Here is an 18631-nt window from a genome sequence, read left to right as displayed (position 1 = left end):
TTATCAATCCTGTTGCAAATCCTGTATGTGCGAACGCGGCGGATAGACAATCTGCTTGCAACCGACATCGCGCGTCACCACGCTGCCCGCGCCCACCACACTGCCGGAACCGATACGTAGGCCTTGTATGATGGTGGCGCCGGTGCCAATGTGCACCTTATCGCCCAATTCCACTCCGCCACTCAGGACCGCGCCGGGCGCTATATGGACATCCCGCCCGATCCGGCAATCGTGCTCGACAATCGCCCCGCTGTTTACGATGCAGTTTTCAGCAATTTGTGTGCCTGCCTGAATAATGGCACCCGCCATGACCTGTACGCCCTCAGCCAGTTGCACATCGCTTGCTGTAAACGCGCGAGGATCGACCACTGTTTGAAACCGATAACCTTGCGCCACACATCGTTGATACAAGGTCTCGCGCAAGCCTGCATCGCGCGGTAGAGAACCAATGCCGTTAACTAACGCGATACCATCCGCCGCATAAGCCCGTATAGCCGAGTCGTCGCCCAGTACCCTCACTCCGAAGTGCTCGCTGCCGGGCAGTCGGTGAGGATCGGCTATGCCCAGTATCTCAATCTCCAACCGCCGTAACATGTCGAGCAGCACCCGCGCATGTCCGCCGCTTCCCAGCAAAATGACCGGCTTACTCATTCGATCAAGTCATCCACGTCATAACAACGATGACTGGTTTGACCAAGCAATCGCCAATATTCCATCGGACTCAGACCGGTTCCAGGCCGCTTGGTCGTCAAATTTTCGGCGCTAAAAGTTTCACCCACTGCTATCAAACTATTCGCCACCAAACTTTTGCGGGCGACCGTGCGATTTTGCAATTCCACCGCTTGCGGCATCTTGCCGGGACGGCCAAGTGCCTGTTCGACGGCGCGAATATCCTGCACCATTTGCTTTAATTCAGCCGGTTCCAGTGACACTTGGTGATCAGGGCCTTTTTGACTTCGGTCCAAGGTGAAATGTTTTTCTATCAATACCGCGCCCCGCGCCACGGCGGCGATCGGCACGACCAGCCCTTCGGTGTGATCCGAATAACCGACCGGCAGGCGAAAAGCCTGCTGCAACACATCCATCGCCCGCAAATTCACGTCCGCCATCGGCGTCGGATATTCGCTGGTGCAATGCAGTAAGGTGACTTTTTCCTGTAAAACCGCTTGCCCCGCTTCCGAACTGTAGGCTTGCTGAAATGCCGCCAGAGACGGTTGCTTCCCACCCAACAAGCCAAACGCCAAAACCCCCAGCGCGGTTTCCACCTCACCTAGCGTGGCCATGCCGGTGGAGACAATGATGTCCTTGCCGGTTTTGGCATGGGCCAGTAAAAACGGTCCATTGGTAATCTCACCCGATGGAATTTTCAATCTGCATAGACCTAGCTCGCCCACCAAAAACGCCAGACTATCGAAATCAAATGCGGTCGAAAGAAACTCGATACCTAGGCGCTGACAATAATCACGCAACTGAAAATGAAACTCGTATTTCAGCTCCAGCTTGCGCAACATATCCAACTGGCTTTCGGCCGCACCTGTCGTGTGTTTTTGATATTCAGCCTTCGTAGCGGACTGGGTGACCAGTTTCTCGGCTTTAAAGGTCTGGAACTTCACCGCATCGGCACCCGCCGCGACTGCAGCATCGACCAATTGCATAGCGGTTTGCAAACTACCGTTATGGTTGACGCCCGCTTCGGCAATAATGAACGCACTCATTCAAGCACCTCTAAATCGAAAAAACGCTTCTTCAGCAGCCCATCCACAGGCGCGTGTTTCAGAAGCTCTTTAATCTTCGCCGAAGCCCCGCCCTGACCGTAGGGATTTTCGACACGCGCCAAGGTATTCGCAAATTCGCCGGAAAATATTTTTAGCAGGGCGGCGCGGATCGCATCGGTTTGCGGCGCGCAGTGGATTACGCTACCGGCACAGATCCGTCCCCGCTGGCGATCACCGATATTGACAGTAGCGATACGAAAAGCCGGCGCTTCTATGATACCGCTGGACGAATTGCCGACTACCGCATCGACCAACTTCAGGGTCGACAAATAACGCAGAGAACCCAGGGAAACATAGCTACTTACTCGGCGGGAATGGCGTCGTCGATACTCCTCTATCATGCTGGCGATAACCCGGCCGTCGGCATCGGCATTGGCATGGGTGAATATGATATGCACATCGTCAAACTCATCCAAAGCCCGCAACAACTCGGCAAACTGCTCAGCCGCCGTCGCCGCTTCCAAAGTCACCGGATGAAAGGTGACCATCAGGTTGCGTGTCCCAAACTTGAAATCCAGCGCTTGTTCCAGCTCAGTTTTATCCAGCAATGGCAACTTATAAACGCTGTCTAGTCCCGGTGCGCCGACGTTGAACACGCGATTAGGCTGCTCACCGAGCTGAATCACCCGCTGCCGGTAAACCTCGGTTGAGGTGAAATGTAGATGGGCCATTTTGCTGATGGCATGACGAATGGCATCATCCACCGCGCCTTCGGTCAGTTCGCCGCCGTGGATATGCGCGATGAGAAGGCGCAAGTTCATTGCTGCCTGCGCCGCCGCGAATATTTCGAAGCGATCACCCAGCACCACGACGATGTCCGGTTGTAAATCGTGTAAGGCATCGGCGAAACCGATCAAGCCCAAACCCATGGCCTTACTGATGCCGACCGGCGTATCCGACGACAACAACATTTCCACCTTGCGATTGATCGTAAAACCATCGGCAGCAATTTGCCGCCAGGTCAAACCGAACTCCGGCGACAAGTGCATGCCGGTCACGACTAACTGTAAGTCTAGGTCCGGGTCCGCTTGAATTTCCTGCAGTAGCCAATACAGCAGGCCGTATTCGGCTCGGGAACCGGTCACGACACAGATTTTACGTGGCGCCCCAGTCGTCATACGACCACGCTACTGGGCACATTGACCAATCGCTCAGCCAGTTGGCGCGATTGCCGCAAGTCATCCCGTTGACAATGTTGGTACATTGGCAAATCCGCCATCAACTCCCATAGCGGTCGAGTCATCACACCGCGGGTATTGCACAATTCCAGAAAGGCGTCGCGCTGCGTATGGTCATCGAGCAACAAAGCGTTGAGCCAGTAATTGGCATCAGCGCCAGCCGGTTCTTCGACGATTTGCGCACCGTTGGCTTGCGCCCAATCCAGATAACGTTGCGCCAATCCACGTTTAAGTTCGACAAATCTCGGCAATTGCTCGAGTTGCGCCAGCCCCAGGGCGGCATTCAAATTCGGCATCCGGTAGTTGTAACCGATTTGGTCATGTTCGAATTTCCAGGCATGCGGTAATTTAGCCGTGGTCGTCAGGTGTTTGGCCCGACGCGCCAGTTCCTCGTCGTCGGTCAAAATCATGCCGCCGCCGCCCGTGGTGATGATCTTGTTACCGTTGAAGCTAAGCACCCCAAGTTTGCCGAAAGTGCCGCAATGCTGGCCATTGAGTCGGCTACCCAACGCTTCCGCGGCATCTTCCACCAACGGCATGCCGAAGTCGTCGCATACTCGAATCAACCCAGCCAGATCGCAAGGATGGCCGAAGGTATGCATCGGCAAACAGGCGGCGATGCGCTTGCCGCTGGTTTTGTTGTAAACGCCATCATCGCAGCGTTCGCCGAATCGATCCAAAAACTCCGCCAAGGCCAGCGGCGACAAACCTAGCGTCGCCGCATCAATATCAACAAACACCGGCTCGGCACCGCAGTAATGAATCGCATTGCAGGTGGCGACAAAAGTCACCGCTTGAGTAATCACTTCTTCGCCGGGCTGAACGCCGGCCAGCAACAGGGCAACGTGCAGCGCCGCGGTGCCGTTGACGGTGGCTATCGCGTGCTTGGCACCGGTGTATGCAGCGATTTTGCTTTCGAACTCGGTGACATACGGGCCGACACTAGACACGAAGGTACTGTCGATCACATCCAGCAGATACTGTTTTTCGTTACCGGCGAAGCGCGGTTCGTGCAAAGGGATGAATTGTTCGGTTTGATAAATCTCCCGGACCAAGCGGATAAAGCTGTCAAACATTGTAAATATCCGCTTTGTATCGTTTCAGATTATCCGGCTCGGTAAACCAGGCTACGGTGCGGCGCAAACCCTCCTCCAAAGTCACTTGCGGGGCAAAACCGGTCAGTTGTTTGATCTTGGTGTTGTCGCACCACAAGCGGTTCACTTCGGACTTCTCCGGCCGCAACCTTTGCTCGTCCACCAAAAATTCGACATCGCTGGCCATGATGCTTTTGATCAGATTCAGCGTTTCGCCGACAGAAATTTCGAAATTGGAGCCGATATTCACCGTCTCGCCGATGGCTTGCGCCGACTCGGCCAACGCGATAAAACCCCGGCAAGTGTCTTCTACATAATTAAAATCGCGCGTCGGCGCGACATCACCCAGTTGAATCTGTTTTTTACCGGCGGCAATTTGCGTAATGATGGTCGGAATCACCGCGCGCGCCGATTGCCGGGGACCATAGGTATTGAAGGGTCGTGCAATGGTGACAGGCATATTGAAGGCATTGAAAAAACTCATCGCCATCGCATCGGCGGCAATTTTCGACGCACTATACGGAGACTGCGGCTGCAACGGATGTTTCTCGTCGATCGGCACATATTGTGCGGTGCCGTACACTTCACTGGTTGAGGTATGAATTAGGCGTTTAACGCCATTATCCCGAGCGGCCTGACAGATGTTCAGCGTGCCGCGAATGTTGGTATCGACATAGCTGTCCGGCGCCTGGTAGGAATACGGGATGGCAATTAATGCCGCCAAATGAAACACAACATCAATATCCCGACAAGCAATCCGGCAAAACTGCGGATCACGGACATCGCCGCAGATCACCTCTATCTCATTTTTACAGGCAGCCTCCTCCAGCCAACCCCAACTATTAAAAGAGTTGTATTGGGTGAGTGCACGCACCTGAAAGCCGCGCGCCGCAAGCATTTCCACCAGATGCGAGCCGATAAAACCGTCGGCGCCGGTGACTAAAACCTTGTTCATACCAATCCTTGTTTAATGTACGCCTCAGCGATGGCCCAATCTTCTTCGGTGTCAATATCCAGACTTTGGATTGCATTCATGATCAGCGGCACCGTCTTTGGCGGGTAAAACGATTTGTGCTCCAGTAAATAATCGGTCTTGCATAAGTACATCGCGCCATTCGGTGTCAGCAATGGCTGGCTTTGTTGACGCGACGTCTGGGTGGGTTTTTGATTGTCCAAGGGCAACATATGACCACTCTCAAGGCGAAACAAAGTAGTCAAATCGCGGTGAATTTCCTTGCAGCCGACTACCGCATCAACTTGCCTATCGCTGACCATGGCAACAGCCTCCCGAATTATAGCCGCAGAACGAAACGGCGAGGTTGGTTGCAACCACATCATTAATTCCGGCCGGTAACCATATACAGCGATAAACCAATCTGCAGCATGCTCAACCACCGAGAAAGCCGCGACACTATCTCCCGAATAAACAGAAGGACGAAGAAACGGAACGCAGAGCCCTTCTTTACGCCCCAATACCGCATAATGCTCAGAGTCAGTCGATAAAATCGCCAAGCTATCCGGAACAGCCGCTCGGACAACGCTTTCGGCAGTCCAGGCAAGTAAGGGCCGCCCGTCCAGCAATTTCACGTTTTTATCCATCAGTCCTTTGGAACCCGAGCGGGCCGGCACCACGATCAAAACCCGTATTTTCATCTATCGGTCTGGTAGATAGTTAGCAGACTGAATCGGCCAACAATGCGCTCCGCTGCTGCGCGCAAAGCTGATAAAACGCAATCAAACGCTGAATTTGTTTATCCATACACAAATACTCTCGAGCGGCCAACACACCTTCACGTAGCTCCCGCCAATCCAAACCTTGCAAGAAATTGGGCAAGTCGTGAAGTTGGGCACTGGAGATAGCCACTCCGCAGCGATGTTGCTCAACAAATTCGGCAGTTGCCTCAGCGCGACGACTCACTAAGACGGGTAAGCCCGCTTCCAGATACATGAACAATTTAGCAGGAATCAAGGTTTTAAAATGTTCCGGCCCCACTAAAAGCTCATCAGAATAATCGTAAACGATCAAACCCAGATCGTAAGTGCTAATGATTTGGGCAATACGCTCCGGCAACTCACCCTTTAGGAAACGGTAATTCGGGTATTGTTCTGCCAGCGTCAAATGGGCTGTATACACATTTGCATAGTCTTCTTCGGCAATCTTGAGCGGATTGTTGTATACGTCCAGAACCAAACCCTGACTGATGATCGTTTCGACGGTATCGACCAACTGCGCATCACCGAACAGTTCGGCAGGATGCTTGGAATTGATGGGAGGAACGCCACCGGCAAACACCAGCCTAGGTTGTTCGGGTATTGGCCTTTCAGCATTGGCAGTGACGCAAAACTCCGGCAGCGGGTAACACAAAAACTGTAACCAGCGCATCCTCCGCCTGGCTCCATCAAACAAATCGACAATGCGGCTACTGCCCTGATAGACAACGCCATCGACATGGTTTACCAAGTATGTCTCACACGCCAGTTGTACTTTTTGCATCGCATCCACACCATCGCCCCAAGTTTGCCTCATATAAGGCAGTAACTGCGGTAGGTCATCCGGTGCAAAAAAAAATGAGTTTAAATCCATCAACTCAACGAACTGCCGGCAGCTACTCGGTAAAAACGCATCGATTAACACGGGAATATGGTAGCGAAACAGCCAACCTTGAGTATGAATTACCGCCCCACTTGCGCCTTTCAACCACAACAAAAAACTAAGCAGATCGGTCGACAGAATCTCATCGAAATATCCGGCCTTGTGGTCTCGCAAATCGGGATTAAAGGTAACCGCTAACGTGTAGAAGCCCTGTCTACGCAAACTAACACTCATTCTTAGCTGGTTGTAATATGCATTTTTGGCGACAAACAAAACCACTGGCGCACTAGCTGCCAATCGTTGATTCAATCGCTCTGCCAAATCCCGTCGATGCTGATTCAATAGCAAGGCATAAGCAAGCTCCACATCGGGATTGTCAATACCCAGCACGCCGGCTTCCGTCGCGTTAGCCTTATTAGCGACAAGCGCGTTAAGTACGGCATCTGCAGTGCGGCCACGTTGCAGCGGCACACCACAAAATTGACGCCGATTTGTTGAGTTATCGAGCGGATCAATCGCAACTCGATACGGCAGGTCGGCCAGTTGTTCGCATAACAAGCCGGTCACCGGCGAAATCCCACGAATCGCCACCGTGCCGCTAGGTAAATACTGTCTCAACACGGTGATCAAGGCTTGCGCGTAAACCGCATGATTAAACGACTCGCCATTCAGCATTTCACGCCAACCATCGCCCAATGCAGCCAGCGCCGCTGTTCTTAGGACAGCGGTATCGGTAAGTGCATCGCTAAGATTCATTGCAGTACATCCTTCAGCATTTGGATTAAGGCTTGATCAGATAGGCTGCCGGCGAGTTAGTCCACTCCAGTGTGAGCAGCCTTAGATTCGGCTGATTCGCAAAAAACTCGTCCACCGCTTGGCTTTCGCCTTCCCATTCCTTCAAGGCATACTCATCGAACAGCACCACTCCTCCCCTGCTGACTTTCGGCCAAATTGCCTCTAAGGCGGCTTTGGTCGGCGTATACAAATCGCAATCAAAATGTACTAATGAAAACCGGACGCCAGGATTTTCAGCCACAAATCGCGGCACAGTGTCACCAATATCCCCTTCGATGAGTTTCACCCGGGGCTTCCAAGGCACAAACCGGTCAGCATCGAAAATAGCCAATGCCGCTTCCAGCTCGGATTTAAAGCCCGATGAATCGTAACCACCCAGGACTTTATCGACTTCAGCAGTGGGCTTACCGTCCTGCGCAGCGAATTCGGTAAATCCCCGCCAATTGTCAAAGCCATAAACAACTTTGGTTCGATCACCAATCGCATAAGTTTCCAGTAAATTAGCCCAAGTCATTAAACTTAGCCCCCGAAACACGCCAAACTCAGCAATATCGCCCGGTACGTTCAACGTGTGTTTGAACAGCTCGGCATGCGCCAAAAACCGTTTTAACCACTGCCGACGCGCTAGCACTGGAAACAGCTTGACAGCAGTCAGCGGATCGATAGCAAAGTTGGCACAATGTTGTTGCAGTCTGTCTTCGGTGGATTGATCGGTACCCGTTTTGCGAAAACCGTCGAATGTACTCATACGTCTCCTGAACGTTTAAAGAAGCTGCTTGACCTAGGCCGGCGGCAGCAGATAATTACTACCCGCACCGATTCGGCGGCAAATTTTTTCAGCCGTGCTGCGGGGCAGTGGCATCAAGATATTGCCTAATTCCGGTACCTCACTCGGCGCAAATACCGGGCATCCTCGATAAAGTTGCCCCTGGCGAGTCCGATCCTCATCCACGAAGAATCCTACCCGCTCCTCCAGCAAACCATGTAACCAGTTCGCTCCAATCGAAGTACCGAAAATCCCTAAGCGCTCGCTTTCGACACTCAGCGCTTGATCTTGCAGGTCGCGCAGCCAAGCAATGCTAGCCTCTACTTCAGCTCGCGACTTGGCCAACTCGTTAGCCGAATGAACTACTGAAGGTTCGCCAGGCTTTACGACAATGCTGATTTCCTTGGGGATCAAATCAATATCGATAGTCTCGATCATCAATCCTGCCCTCGCCAGCAGGCTTGAAATACTCGAGCACGTGAAGTGTGAGCAATGATCAAAAATCGCTAAGTCAAAGGGAGAGCTGGGAAAATGCGGTATCTGGATTAAAGCCCGGCTATCAGTGTGCATCAATGACCGCATACCCTGCAGAAAGCGGAGAGGCTCGGTGACATGCTCAAGTACATGCACAGCGGTTATGAGATCGAATGTACCGGCAATTTCGCACAAATCGCCGGCAAACACTTCCTGCACGCCGGGGACGGCAAGCACCCGCTGCCGATCCGGCAAATTGGGATCGTAGCCAAATAATCGCCAGCCGTTTGCAAGCTTGGAAAACGCTGTCAAGGTTGGGCCTGTGCCGCAGCCCAGGTCAAGAAACGTACCGCCTGACGTCAATGGCCGCCGTTGAAAATAATGCCCAAACATCAATTCCGAGCGCGGCAGGGCCGTTCCGCTAAGCTGATCAAAAATCACTTGCTCGGTACGATTGGGCGTTTGATGGTAAAGGTCGTAACTAGCATAAATTTGTGCGGCGGACTGTCGCCATAAGGCATCGACCACTTTTTGCACCAAACCACAGTTCAAACAAATCGCCACCGCAAACGATGCCGGCCAAGCTCGGCAATCAGAAGAGACTGCTGCTAAGTCAGCCGACTCGTTAAATACGCTTAACGAATCGGCGCTGCAAGCGTGGCAGACAGGCACTGCCGACACATCCGGCATTGTTGAATTAGATTGCCCGGACAATGCTCAGACCAAAGGAAAAGCCGAGCAATCGATCAACGCGCCAGCAGCCAAATTGATTTGGGCATTCATGCTGGCTGCAGTACCTTGGCGCGGCGAATAGCGGGTCGGACCAACTAAATAACGCAACGAAATCGCTCGTCGTTGTCGGGTAGTGGAAGTATTTGGAAACGAACGATGCCAAGTTCGACCGTCGTGCACTGCGACGCCACCCACCCTTAAGCTAACTGCAAACGTGTCGAATTTATCGTCGGCGAAATCGGCCGGGGTCAAGCAAATTTGCCCATCGCCCAGGTTCGCACCGGAATGCAAATCAAACGGCGCACTGACACCGGCTTTATGGCTGCCTATTGCATATTCCAATCCACCATTTTCGGGATCGACATCATCCAGAGGAATCCATAACGCAATCTGATTTTGCGGATCAAAAGGAAAAAACGGATTGTCCTGGTGCCAGCTAAGCATACCGCCCTCCAAAGGAGGCTTGGAAAACACGATAGTCTCAAACAGACGCAGTTCCATTTCACCTTGACTGACTTGCGCCAACTGCCGGGCAATTTGAGTAGCCGCGTGCCCAAGCGCTATCTCGGACAACGCGGGGAACTCAGCCAGCGGCCTTATGCGCTTTACGTCACCCTGAACGTGACGCCAAAACACCGCCGCCGGGCGGTCGACCGGTAGCTCGCTCGGCGTCGCGCTGGCGCAGAACGCTTGCCATTCCTCTGAAACACGCAGCAACAAATTAGTATCAAAATAGTCGTTAACGGCAATAAAGCCCTGTTCGCAGAACCGTTCGGCATTTAATACCGACAGGGGTTCCGGTAGGTTAGAACGACCTCGAGAATAGTGATTTGACATATGTTGTATGTGTACCCAATTGATTAACACTTGACCTACCCATCGGGCCACCCCGATGGACGCAATGAATTCAAACGCTTTCCAAGCAACATGTGGCGACCTCAAAACGACGCCATGCCCGGACAATTTAGTTATCGGCAGCGGTAGCAGAAACCTAAAATACCGACATCCAACTCTATTTTGTCAGATTTCATCCGGCCTTACCGCAGATCACCCCCAAATAAAGATTGCCGGAACTAAGTCCCAGTGAGAATCAAAGCTGCCGCCCAAATCACTGGATGCCAGTCTCCATGTTGGTGTAACGGGCTTACTTCGAATCAGACAAATTAGATTAGCAGGCGACTTTATAACCCAAACCGGCCAAATCAGCCAAAATGGCTTCGGCCCGATGCCGCCAGGTATGGGCCTGACGCACCGCCTTTACTGCAGCGGAACGAATCTTTTGCGCAGCCAGTGGCTGATTTAGGTAATATCGGCATATATCACCGACCTGATCGACATCGAATTCCAGGTAATGCAACCCAGGAACAAAGAAATTCCTGATTCCGCCGCCTACTAATTCGTCCCAGTGATTTTTTTTAATTAAAATCAAACCACCGGAAGCCATACAATCCATCACCCGAAAATGCGCAGACTCGCCTTCGTGCAAGTTGATTTGCGAACCGGCATATACTTGGCGCATCTGCATAACACTATCCAGCTGGCAATGATAATAAGGCCGATAAACGTCCCAATCATTCCAGTTTTGCGGACCAAACAGCGCCAAATCAGTTACTGTCAGGATATTGTCAATTAACTCGCGCCGATTCAGCATGCGAATTAATCGCCCGCTGACGTCATATTCGAGTTTATTAGTCAGCTTTACCGTTCGATTGAAATGCTCTTTGGCAACAGTTTGCAGCAACGCCAAATAATCGTCATGCACGTTCAAATAAGTACGCTGGCTAGTGATACGACTCTCTAAAATCGGCAACACCTCGCCAAACCGCAACGGCATAGAATCTGCTGAAATATCGGCATCCAATTCGTCCCTAGACCAGGGCTTGGGGATATGCCCAACAAAACTAGCCGGATACCGCACATCGGGAGTAACGGGGTAATAATCGTTCAGGCACGCCCCCGGCGCCAGCCAGCGATAAAAGCCATCGTAGCAAAACTTATCCAGCCAATTGGCGCTGAACAAGTACGTTATCTCGCTACCATAAAAATCGCTAATGACACGACCATTAAAATCGACAAGCCAACAAATATGGATAATATGCTTCGGTAAAAACGGCACATCGTTGCGAGCTCGATTCATTTCAAAAATCACATCCGGACGATACTGGTTTATCCAATCGGATAAACCGGCCTGATCGAGCAAGCCGCAGCAGTAACTTACCTCCAAACCGGCTTGGCTAAACCCTTGCGCCATCTGTCTCGACAACATCCGATACCAACGGGTATCACGGGGTAAAAATAACGAAACCCGGCGAATTTTCATGCCTCGGAAATGGCGTTGCGGAAAAACTGATTCCAACAAATCACTTTTTTAGGTGTCACGTTCTGGTGTTTCAGCCAGTCCAAAACTTTTTGATATTCGATCCAAGGTAAAATCACCACGTTCTGCCCGTCGAGTTCCTTAACTCGGTCAATATCAAGCAATTGGGTCCGCCTATCCAAAAATAGCTTGTCCTCTCGAAATGGCCGTGTATCGTAAACCGCTGCGACACAGGTTTGATCAATCTTAATATCCTCTAAAAAGACTGTAGCAAACCGGTCAAGTGCGGGAATAAAAATTGCCTGCTGCTGATTTTCCGCTAAAGCATCCATTTCTGCCTGAAATCGGTCATAAACCAATTTCATGTGAGGAATATCCCTAGCCTTCAAATGCATTTTCCGCCCGCAATCCGGGCATAATACGTTCATGCCCTGCACCCCGACTGGTCCGGTCAAAATCGGGCCGTTTTCGTCCTGTTCGAACGGGAACGGCAAATCCAAGGTTTGTTGATGACTGCAACACGGGCATTCAATAGTAATTCTTGATTTCCAGCGTTCCAATATCTCCCCGGCTACCACTTTGGTGCAGCGCTTGCGGTGATTTTCATCGTTCAGCTCGCGCAGCGAGATATACCAATCCTTGTACTCCTCGTCGCTCATCTGCGTCATATTGACCTGACTGTTGTATAGATAGCCGGATATATTGCACAAACTGCGCATAAAGGTTTCACGGTCTGCAATTAAACCTTTTTCCAGCGCATAATGGTAAATGGGAGTACCGGCATAGGGAATCACCGCCGACCAATCGCAAAAATATAATTGATTGTCTTGTTGAAACTGCAAACTCTCTCGGATGGTTTCTTGCGTTTCGGCCGGATCGCCGAATAAAAAATTGCCTTGGATGCCGATCTTCGCCTCGCGCACGATTTTTACCGCATCGGTAATGGTTTGCTTGGTAATTTTTTTCTTCATGCTGCCCAGTATCGCGTCGCTGCCGCTCTCTATGCCGAACGAAATATAATTGCAGCCGGTTTCCTTCATCATTTTCAGCATCGGCAAATCCAGCTGATCCATACGCAATTGGCAAAACCATTGAATATTCAGATTGCGCTGTTTCAGTAGATCGCAAAACTCGACCACCCTAGCCTTATTGGCCGAGAATAATTCGTCGTAAATCGAAAAGTTATTGATGCCGTAAGTTTGAATATACCCTTCGATTTGGTCGACCACCCGGCCAATGTCATGTTTTTTATACGTGCCCATGCCGGCGTGATGGCAAAAAGTGCATTTAAACGGGCAGGACCGACTGGCGGCAATCGGAAATGAGCGACCGGCGTCAAGCCGGGTCAAATGATAGGAAAACTGGCCGTGTTCACCCTGCAAGCCGATATGCTCGCGTATTCCAAACGAATCCAAATCAGGCAACGGCAATTCGTCCAGGTATTTAGGCGACTCACCCTCGCCGGTGAATTTGGGCTTATCCGCGTCCCAGCACCATATCCCGGCGATTTTACGAACGTCGTCACCTTCTTCCAAGGCTTTCAACAAACGGGTGAAGATCAGCTCGCCCTCGCCGACCACCGCATAATTCGGCTGCAGTGTGTTCATCATCAACTCGCCTTCCACCGAGGTAATGCCGCCGCCCAATACGATGGGCACATCGGCGCGAATCGCCCGGATGGCTTTAATCAAACGGTCGATCTCGTTATACGCCACGGTCAATCCGCTGATGCCGATAATATCGACCTCTTCTTGCAACAACGTATCGCACAAGGCCGGATTGCGCTTTTCCATAGGCATGTGATTGAAGTTCAAACCTATTACCTGATGCCCTTGGCTTTGGATATAGGCCGAAATATAAGCCAAGCCCAGAGGAAAGTACGAAGCGTTGGCCTGAGGATAATAACTGGGGGAAATCAAAAGGGTTTTCATCGCAATTACCTTTTAGACATAGGCTAAGTCGTGAATAATTTTTTCGGCACGGGCGCGCCAGGTATGTTTGGCTGCTATCAACGCCCGCACCTCGGCGACAATAGCCTGCCCCATCGCTCGGCCCTCTATGGCCTGCTGGTAAACATATTCGAAATTTTCGCTTTTAAACGCAAAGTAGTGCCGACTGGCGTCAAAGTGGTCGTGCAAACCGCGGCCAAGTAGAACTTCTGAATCGACCTCGTCGTTATCGTACCAAAACAATAAGCCGCCGGAAGCCAGGCAATCGATCGCGCGAAAGTGAAAACTGACCCCGTCGTGCAAATTGATGCGCGAATATTGATGTACTCGGTTCAACTCGGCCGGACAGTCTAAAAAATGCCGATAAAACGGCCGGTATTCGCGCCATTGCGCCCAATTGTCGCTACCGTAAATCGCAATCGATTTCGACTTACCCAGCGCGAAATTCAATAGCTCCGTGCGGTTTTGCACCCGCTTGGTCCGCTCCATCAAATTGTAATAGCAAGCGTTTAAAAATTCGGGTTCGGGGGTCGCACCGGCTACGTCCAACAAATCGTCGATGATACGTTTTAAATCGCCGTGAGTTTTGATCTGCTCGCGTGTGGTCTGTAAATGCCTGTCGTAACGCTGCAACAACTCGGCAAAGGTCAACGTCGAGTCAGCGGCGACCGGTCGCGCCAATTCGGCAGCACTCCACGGCAACGGGATATGGCCGATAAAATTGAATTCCACATCCAGCGGCAGAGCCCCGGGCAACGGCTGAAAGGTTTGCACGCACGTGCCGGGCGGCAACCAATCTTGCAGCCCCCCGGTACAGTAGTTGGCATCCCAGCCGGGATCAAAAAAATAAGTGATTTCGCTGCCGGCGATTTGCGCCTCGGTCCGCCCCTGAAAATCCACGATCCAAGCGATATGCGGAATTTTATACCGGTGTAAAGCCGGCACTTCGTCCTTGACCCGATTCATTTCGAACACTGCGTCCGGCTTATGTTTGGCCAACCAAGCCTGCATTTGCGCCTCGTCCAGCAAACCGCAACCGCCGCTAACACGAACGTCCAGGCTGGCGAATGCGTCGCGCAAAAAACCGTAAACACGCCGATAAAACGGCGTATTACGCGGCATGAACAGTGCTAAATGTTGCAGCCTCATGCCACCGCCAACTTAGAAAACCGTTGACCCGCTGCCGTCAAGACACGCTTAGCCACAGCACGATAAGACAATTTGGCGTCCAGTCCGCGCAGCGCATTGGCGGCAACCTGCTTGCGGGCCTCCGAGTTATTCAAGTAATACGCGGCTTTGGCTAGCAAATCGGCTTCGTCGTCATACAGCACGACGGCGTCAGCATCGAAGAACTCGCGCAACGGCGAGCCGTCGTAAAGCATCTGCCTAGACAACATAAATCGGCCGGCGGAGATGATTTCCAAGGCCCGCATGTGCAGCGTGACACCGGGATTGGCGTTCAAACAAATTTTAGCCCGTTGCATGATGCGGTTTAGCGCCGTACCGTTTTCAGCGACGCCACGGGCCAAGTCGGCAAACGCCGGATATGCCTCCCAATGCTTACCGTAAAGTTGAATTTTCAAGTTCGGAAAAGCATCCATCAATAGCTGGATGGGCCAATATTTCATGCGATTCAAATACTCGCAATGCAGACGGTTGCCTTTTATGCATAGCAACAACTCGACTACCTCGTCGCTCAGTGAATAGCCGTTGCCGGCAAACAATGCGCGAAAATCAGCAATGGTTTTGCCGGGATGCACTGTGCAAAACTCCTCGAATTCAGCCATCGTCATTGATGCACAGTGGCGTTCGAGCACGGCGTACAACTCGCGCAACCGTGCCAAATTCAGTGCACCGCTTCGAAGCATAGCGTCTTCTTGCTCAAGCAAGCTCATATCCAAAGTAGGGTCGCGCAGAGGTTGTAAAGTTTTGCCTGGCGCCTCCAAATGACTGACCAGCAACACGTCGCAATCAATGGTTTCTTCCTCCAGCGGGTAATATTGGCTGTCATTGAATCCCAAAGGTAAAAACTGCAGCGGGTAGTCACCGTACAAGGGCAGCGTGTTGAAACTCAGCCAGCGCCGAGCAAACACAAAATTCAAATCAAACGGACCGGGCGCCATTTCATTGAAGCGAATATTCGGCAACATATCCTGTATCCAATTTACAAAAGGAACAGTTGCCGGGATACCTTCAAATTCATGCCGAAAATGGTCTATGGTTAAAATCAAGTCCGGTTTGAAGCGGTTAATCTCGTCAATCAGATGCTCGATGTTGGTTAGATAATAATTTTCTGTTTCGCTACACAGTAGCACCGTCGCACCCAATCTTTGAAAACCGTCCAGCCAGTCGCGCATGCAGTATTTCAAAAAGCTGGAAAAGCGCGAGATAAAGCCCATTACCCGCAATTCGCCAACTTTTTCCGCGCTGAATTTTTTCCGCCACTGTTCGCTGCTGATGCTCTGATAGTAGTCAGCAACTTGTCGCAAATTAGCGGCATGCCGTTCGGCGCGGGCCTGCTTTGCCTCGACCGACAGCTGATAAACGCGCACTGAGCTGATAGCGGCGTCGGGGTCCGGATTGAACAACATATCCGGCAAGGCTGCTTCGAACTTCGAAAACTCGGCGGTTAAATCAGCCTCCGCTGCGAGGTCGGAAAAAATCCGCAGACGCCCGGCCGCCAGCAACGGCTGAAGGTCATGCAACAGCAAATTTAACAACCATACGGCCGGCTTGGTTTCGATCAAATACACCGGCACCTCAAATTCCGCCATTTCCGGAATCGGCGACTCGGTGGCGCGGAACGCCGCCAACAATTCGTAACCGGCACCCAAACCGACCAGCGCATAACAGCAGGTATTTTCCCGGGTCATCGTTTGCGCATTTTCGGCAATCAGGCGTCTGTGTTCGAACAAGGCGATGTTATCCAGGCGATAGATTTGTTCGCCAGCCTGCGCTACCGATACCCGCCAGTACTCACCGCGTATAGCCTGATCAACGAAGATCGTAATAGGCTGTTGCGACCAAGCTGCCAACAGGGCTTCGTGCAAAGCCGGGCGATGCTTGGCCAGGCAAGCCAGATTGGTTTGCAACTGTGCCAAAAAAGTTTCCGAGCCAAATTCCGCGCCGGCAAGCACATGCAACTTATCGCCGAACAGTTCCGGCAACAGGGCGACTGGCTCCGGTGCGGGCTCAGCCACTTTAGCCAACAAACGCAAGTCGCTCAGCTCGATCAAGCGTTCGGCAGCGGCCCGATAGGTAAATTGCGCGGCCAAACCTTCCGGCGCCTTGACCGGTTGCAAGCGCTTATGCAGAATGTTGCGCAACTGATCGGCCGTCTTGAAGAACAAGCAATAGTCATCCCAATACGGCGGCTCGGCCACATCCCGGCAATCGTAAACCACCGGGATACAACCGCAAGCGGCCGCTTCAGCCAACCTCTGCGAATTGATTTCGAACGGATGGCAAACCAAAGCATAGCGGGTGGAACGGTAAACCTCCGCCACCGCTTCGCCGTGCGGCAATTCGCCTCGATAAAACGGTGCCACCTCGGCATCCTGATCCCAGTAGCGTCCGTAAACATCCACCGGCAGACCAGGATCGGCACACAGCCACTTCACCGAATAATCGCGAATTACATAATGCAGTAATTTCCAGAACACAAATTCATAACTTAGCCCGCTGGCCTCGGCAATTTGCCGCACGCTCGCTTCGTCAAAGCAAGCGCCGGATTCCATCGCCGCAATCAAGCTATCCAAAGCCTGCTGATGTTGGCTATTGTCGATATTGATCACCGGCAGATAGGAGCTGCCGATAAACACAATCTTGTCGGCTCGCGCCTGATTGTTACCGGCATGAAACACCACATCGTCTATCACAAAATGTAAGCGTTGCACCAAGGCGGCCTGGCGTTGCTCCAGATAACGATCAAACAACGGCGAAATCGAAAAATTGAAATCCCGGGCTCGCCATTTCAGCGGCTGCGAATCCTTCAATTGCGGCATCAAATCCTGCCACCAGACGATATTGACAATATCGTCGTGCATGAAACTGTTGTTCAAGCTATTGACATACAAGCAGGCATGCGGGTCGAAATCGATATACTTTTCGAGCATATCGACCATATTGCTGCCTTCCATATCGTTATCCTGAATGTAAAACAGCACCTCCCAACCCAGAGCGGCAAAGGCCTTGGCCAAGCCTTGCGAGCTATATTGCATAACGGTGGTCAAACGACTCGTCGGGATAAATATCCGCGGCGGCCGATTGCCGACCCAACGCGGTGGCAAGGCCTTGGCTTTGTTCAGCAATTGTTGGATCAACCACAGGCGCCTGCGCTTGATCGATTCACCGGCTGCGGCAATATCCTGCCGGATGGCGGCCTTAACCTCCTCTTCCAAGCCGTCGGGAATATCAATATTTTCCGGAATACGCAAACGGGAGCGGATGAAAAATTCCTCGTAATCCGGCAATTCCAGATGTATCAAGTTCGGTAAGTCCGATTCGGGCAACTCGCCCCGGTAATAGCAAATCTGCAAACCGTCTATGGTGGGATGGCCGCAGGAAACTCGATTGGCCTGCTTTGCCACGTTTAACGCCTGGAGCGGATCGATAAAATAGGTATCGAAATGCACATACTCCGGCACGCGATATTGACTGCGGTACTGCATCACTTCGTCAATGACATCCCGGGGCATGTCGTTGAAATGTACGGCGCCGTCTTGAGAAATGGCGATCAGTTGCGGTATCGGTAATGAGTTGTGCGAAAAAAACTCGACAAACTTGTCGGCGGAGACCTGAATAAAATTCGGCAATACAATATCGGTCAACAGCCCGTCGTAATAGCAATATTGCCGGCGCACACTGCCGGATTCATCCACGATGCTCTGTTGCTTGGACGCCTCCGCGTAGGCGTCCTCTATATTCAGAAAAAATATGTCCTTAACCGCCGAATTCAT

14 protein-coding genes are annotated in these 18631 nt (G+C 51.8%); all 14 read right to left on the bottom strand.

Annotation, left to right across the window (positions count from 1 at the left end; all coding sequences use genetic code 11):
- Positions 1-3 precede the first annotated feature (3 nt).
- Complete coding sequence (locus tag JL719_RS04535) at positions 4-651, bottom strand: acetyltransferase (RefSeq protein WP_033157182.1); 648 nt, start codon at positions 649-651, stop codon at positions 4-6.
- Positions 648-1715, bottom strand: a complete 1068-nt coding sequence (gene neuB, locus JL719_RS04530; protein ID WP_033157183.1) for an N-acetylneuraminate synthase — start codon at positions 1713-1715, stop codon at positions 648-650. The genes JL719_RS04535 and neuB overlap by 4 nt, the downstream gene beginning before the upstream one ends.
- Complete coding sequence (gene neuC / locus JL719_RS04525; protein WP_033157184.1) at positions 1712-2893, bottom strand: UDP-N-acetylglucosamine 2-epimerase; 1182 nt, start codon at positions 2891-2893, stop codon at positions 1712-1714. Before neuC ends, neuB begins: the two co-directional genes overlap by 4 nt.
- Positions 2890-4029, bottom strand: a complete 1140-nt coding sequence (locus JL719_RS04520) for a LegC family aminotransferase (RefSeq protein ID WP_033157185.1) — start codon at positions 4027-4029, stop codon at positions 2890-2892. The genes neuC and JL719_RS04520 overlap by 4 nt, the downstream gene beginning before the upstream one ends.
- The gene (locus JL719_RS04515; RefSeq protein WP_033157186.1) at positions 4022-5002 is read right to left on the bottom strand and encodes an NAD-dependent 4,6-dehydratase LegB; all 981 of its coding nucleotides are present in this window, start codon (positions 5000-5002) and stop codon (positions 4022-4024) included. The genes JL719_RS04520 and JL719_RS04515 overlap by 8 nt, the downstream gene beginning before the upstream one ends.
- On the bottom strand, positions 4999-5700 hold the full coding sequence (locus tag JL719_RS04510) for an acylneuraminate cytidylyltransferase family protein (protein ID WP_033157187.1): 702 nt from the start codon (positions 5698-5700) through the stop codon (positions 4999-5001). The genes JL719_RS04515 and JL719_RS04510 overlap by 4 nt, the downstream gene beginning before the upstream one ends.
- 19 nt (positions 5701-5719) lie before the next feature.
- The gene (locus tag JL719_RS04505; RefSeq protein WP_033157188.1) at positions 5720-7396 is read right to left on the bottom strand and encodes a glycosyltransferase; all 1677 of its coding nucleotides are present in this window, start codon (positions 7394-7396) and stop codon (positions 5720-5722) included.
- 25 nt (positions 7397-7421) lie between these two features.
- A complete protein-coding gene (locus JL719_RS04500) occupies positions 7422-8183 on the bottom strand; it encodes a TylF/MycF/NovP-related O-methyltransferase (RefSeq protein ID WP_033157189.1) in 762 nt (253 codons plus the stop codon).
- A 33-nt stretch (positions 8184-8216) separates the two neighbouring features.
- Positions 8217-9389 (bottom strand): class I SAM-dependent methyltransferase, encoded by a 1173-nt coding sequence (locus JL719_RS04495; RefSeq protein WP_225893019.1) that lies wholly within the window; start codon positions 9387-9389, stop codon positions 8217-8219.
- 3 nt (positions 9390-9392) lie between these two features.
- Positions 9393-10244, bottom strand: coding sequence for a phytanoyl-CoA dioxygenase family protein (locus tag JL719_RS04490; protein ID WP_084153321.1), 852 nt, complete (start codon positions 10242-10244; stop codon positions 9393-9395).
- Between the two features lie 331 nt (positions 10245-10575).
- Complete coding sequence (locus JL719_RS04485) at positions 10576-11727, bottom strand: glycosyltransferase family protein (RefSeq protein ID WP_033157191.1); 1152 nt, start codon at positions 11725-11727, stop codon at positions 10576-10578.
- Complete coding sequence (locus JL719_RS04480) at positions 11724-13655, bottom strand: B12-binding domain-containing radical SAM protein (RefSeq protein WP_033157192.1); 1932 nt, start codon at positions 13653-13655, stop codon at positions 11724-11726. The genes JL719_RS04485 and JL719_RS04480 overlap by 4 nt, the downstream gene beginning before the upstream one ends.
- A 12-nt stretch (positions 13656-13667) precedes the next feature.
- Positions 13668-14822, bottom strand: coding sequence for a glycosyltransferase family protein (locus JL719_RS04475; protein WP_033157193.1), 1155 nt, complete (start codon positions 14820-14822; stop codon positions 13668-13670).
- Positions 14819-18631 carry a glycosyltransferase family protein gene (locus tag JL719_RS04470; protein ID WP_084153314.1) on the bottom strand — a complete coding sequence of 1271 codons (3813 nt, stop codon included), beginning with the start codon at positions 18629-18631 and terminating at the stop codon, positions 14819-14821. The genes JL719_RS04475 and JL719_RS04470 overlap by 4 nt, the downstream gene beginning before the upstream one ends.

It is taken from the genome of Methylomonas sp. LW13, assembly GCF_016865255.1.
In the GTDB taxonomy this organism is placed as follows: Bacteria; Pseudomonadota; Gammaproteobacteria; order Methylococcales; family Methylomonadaceae; genus Methylomonas.
Note: the sequence above shows the minus strand (reverse complement) of the source record. Positions and strands in the feature narration are given on the sequence as shown.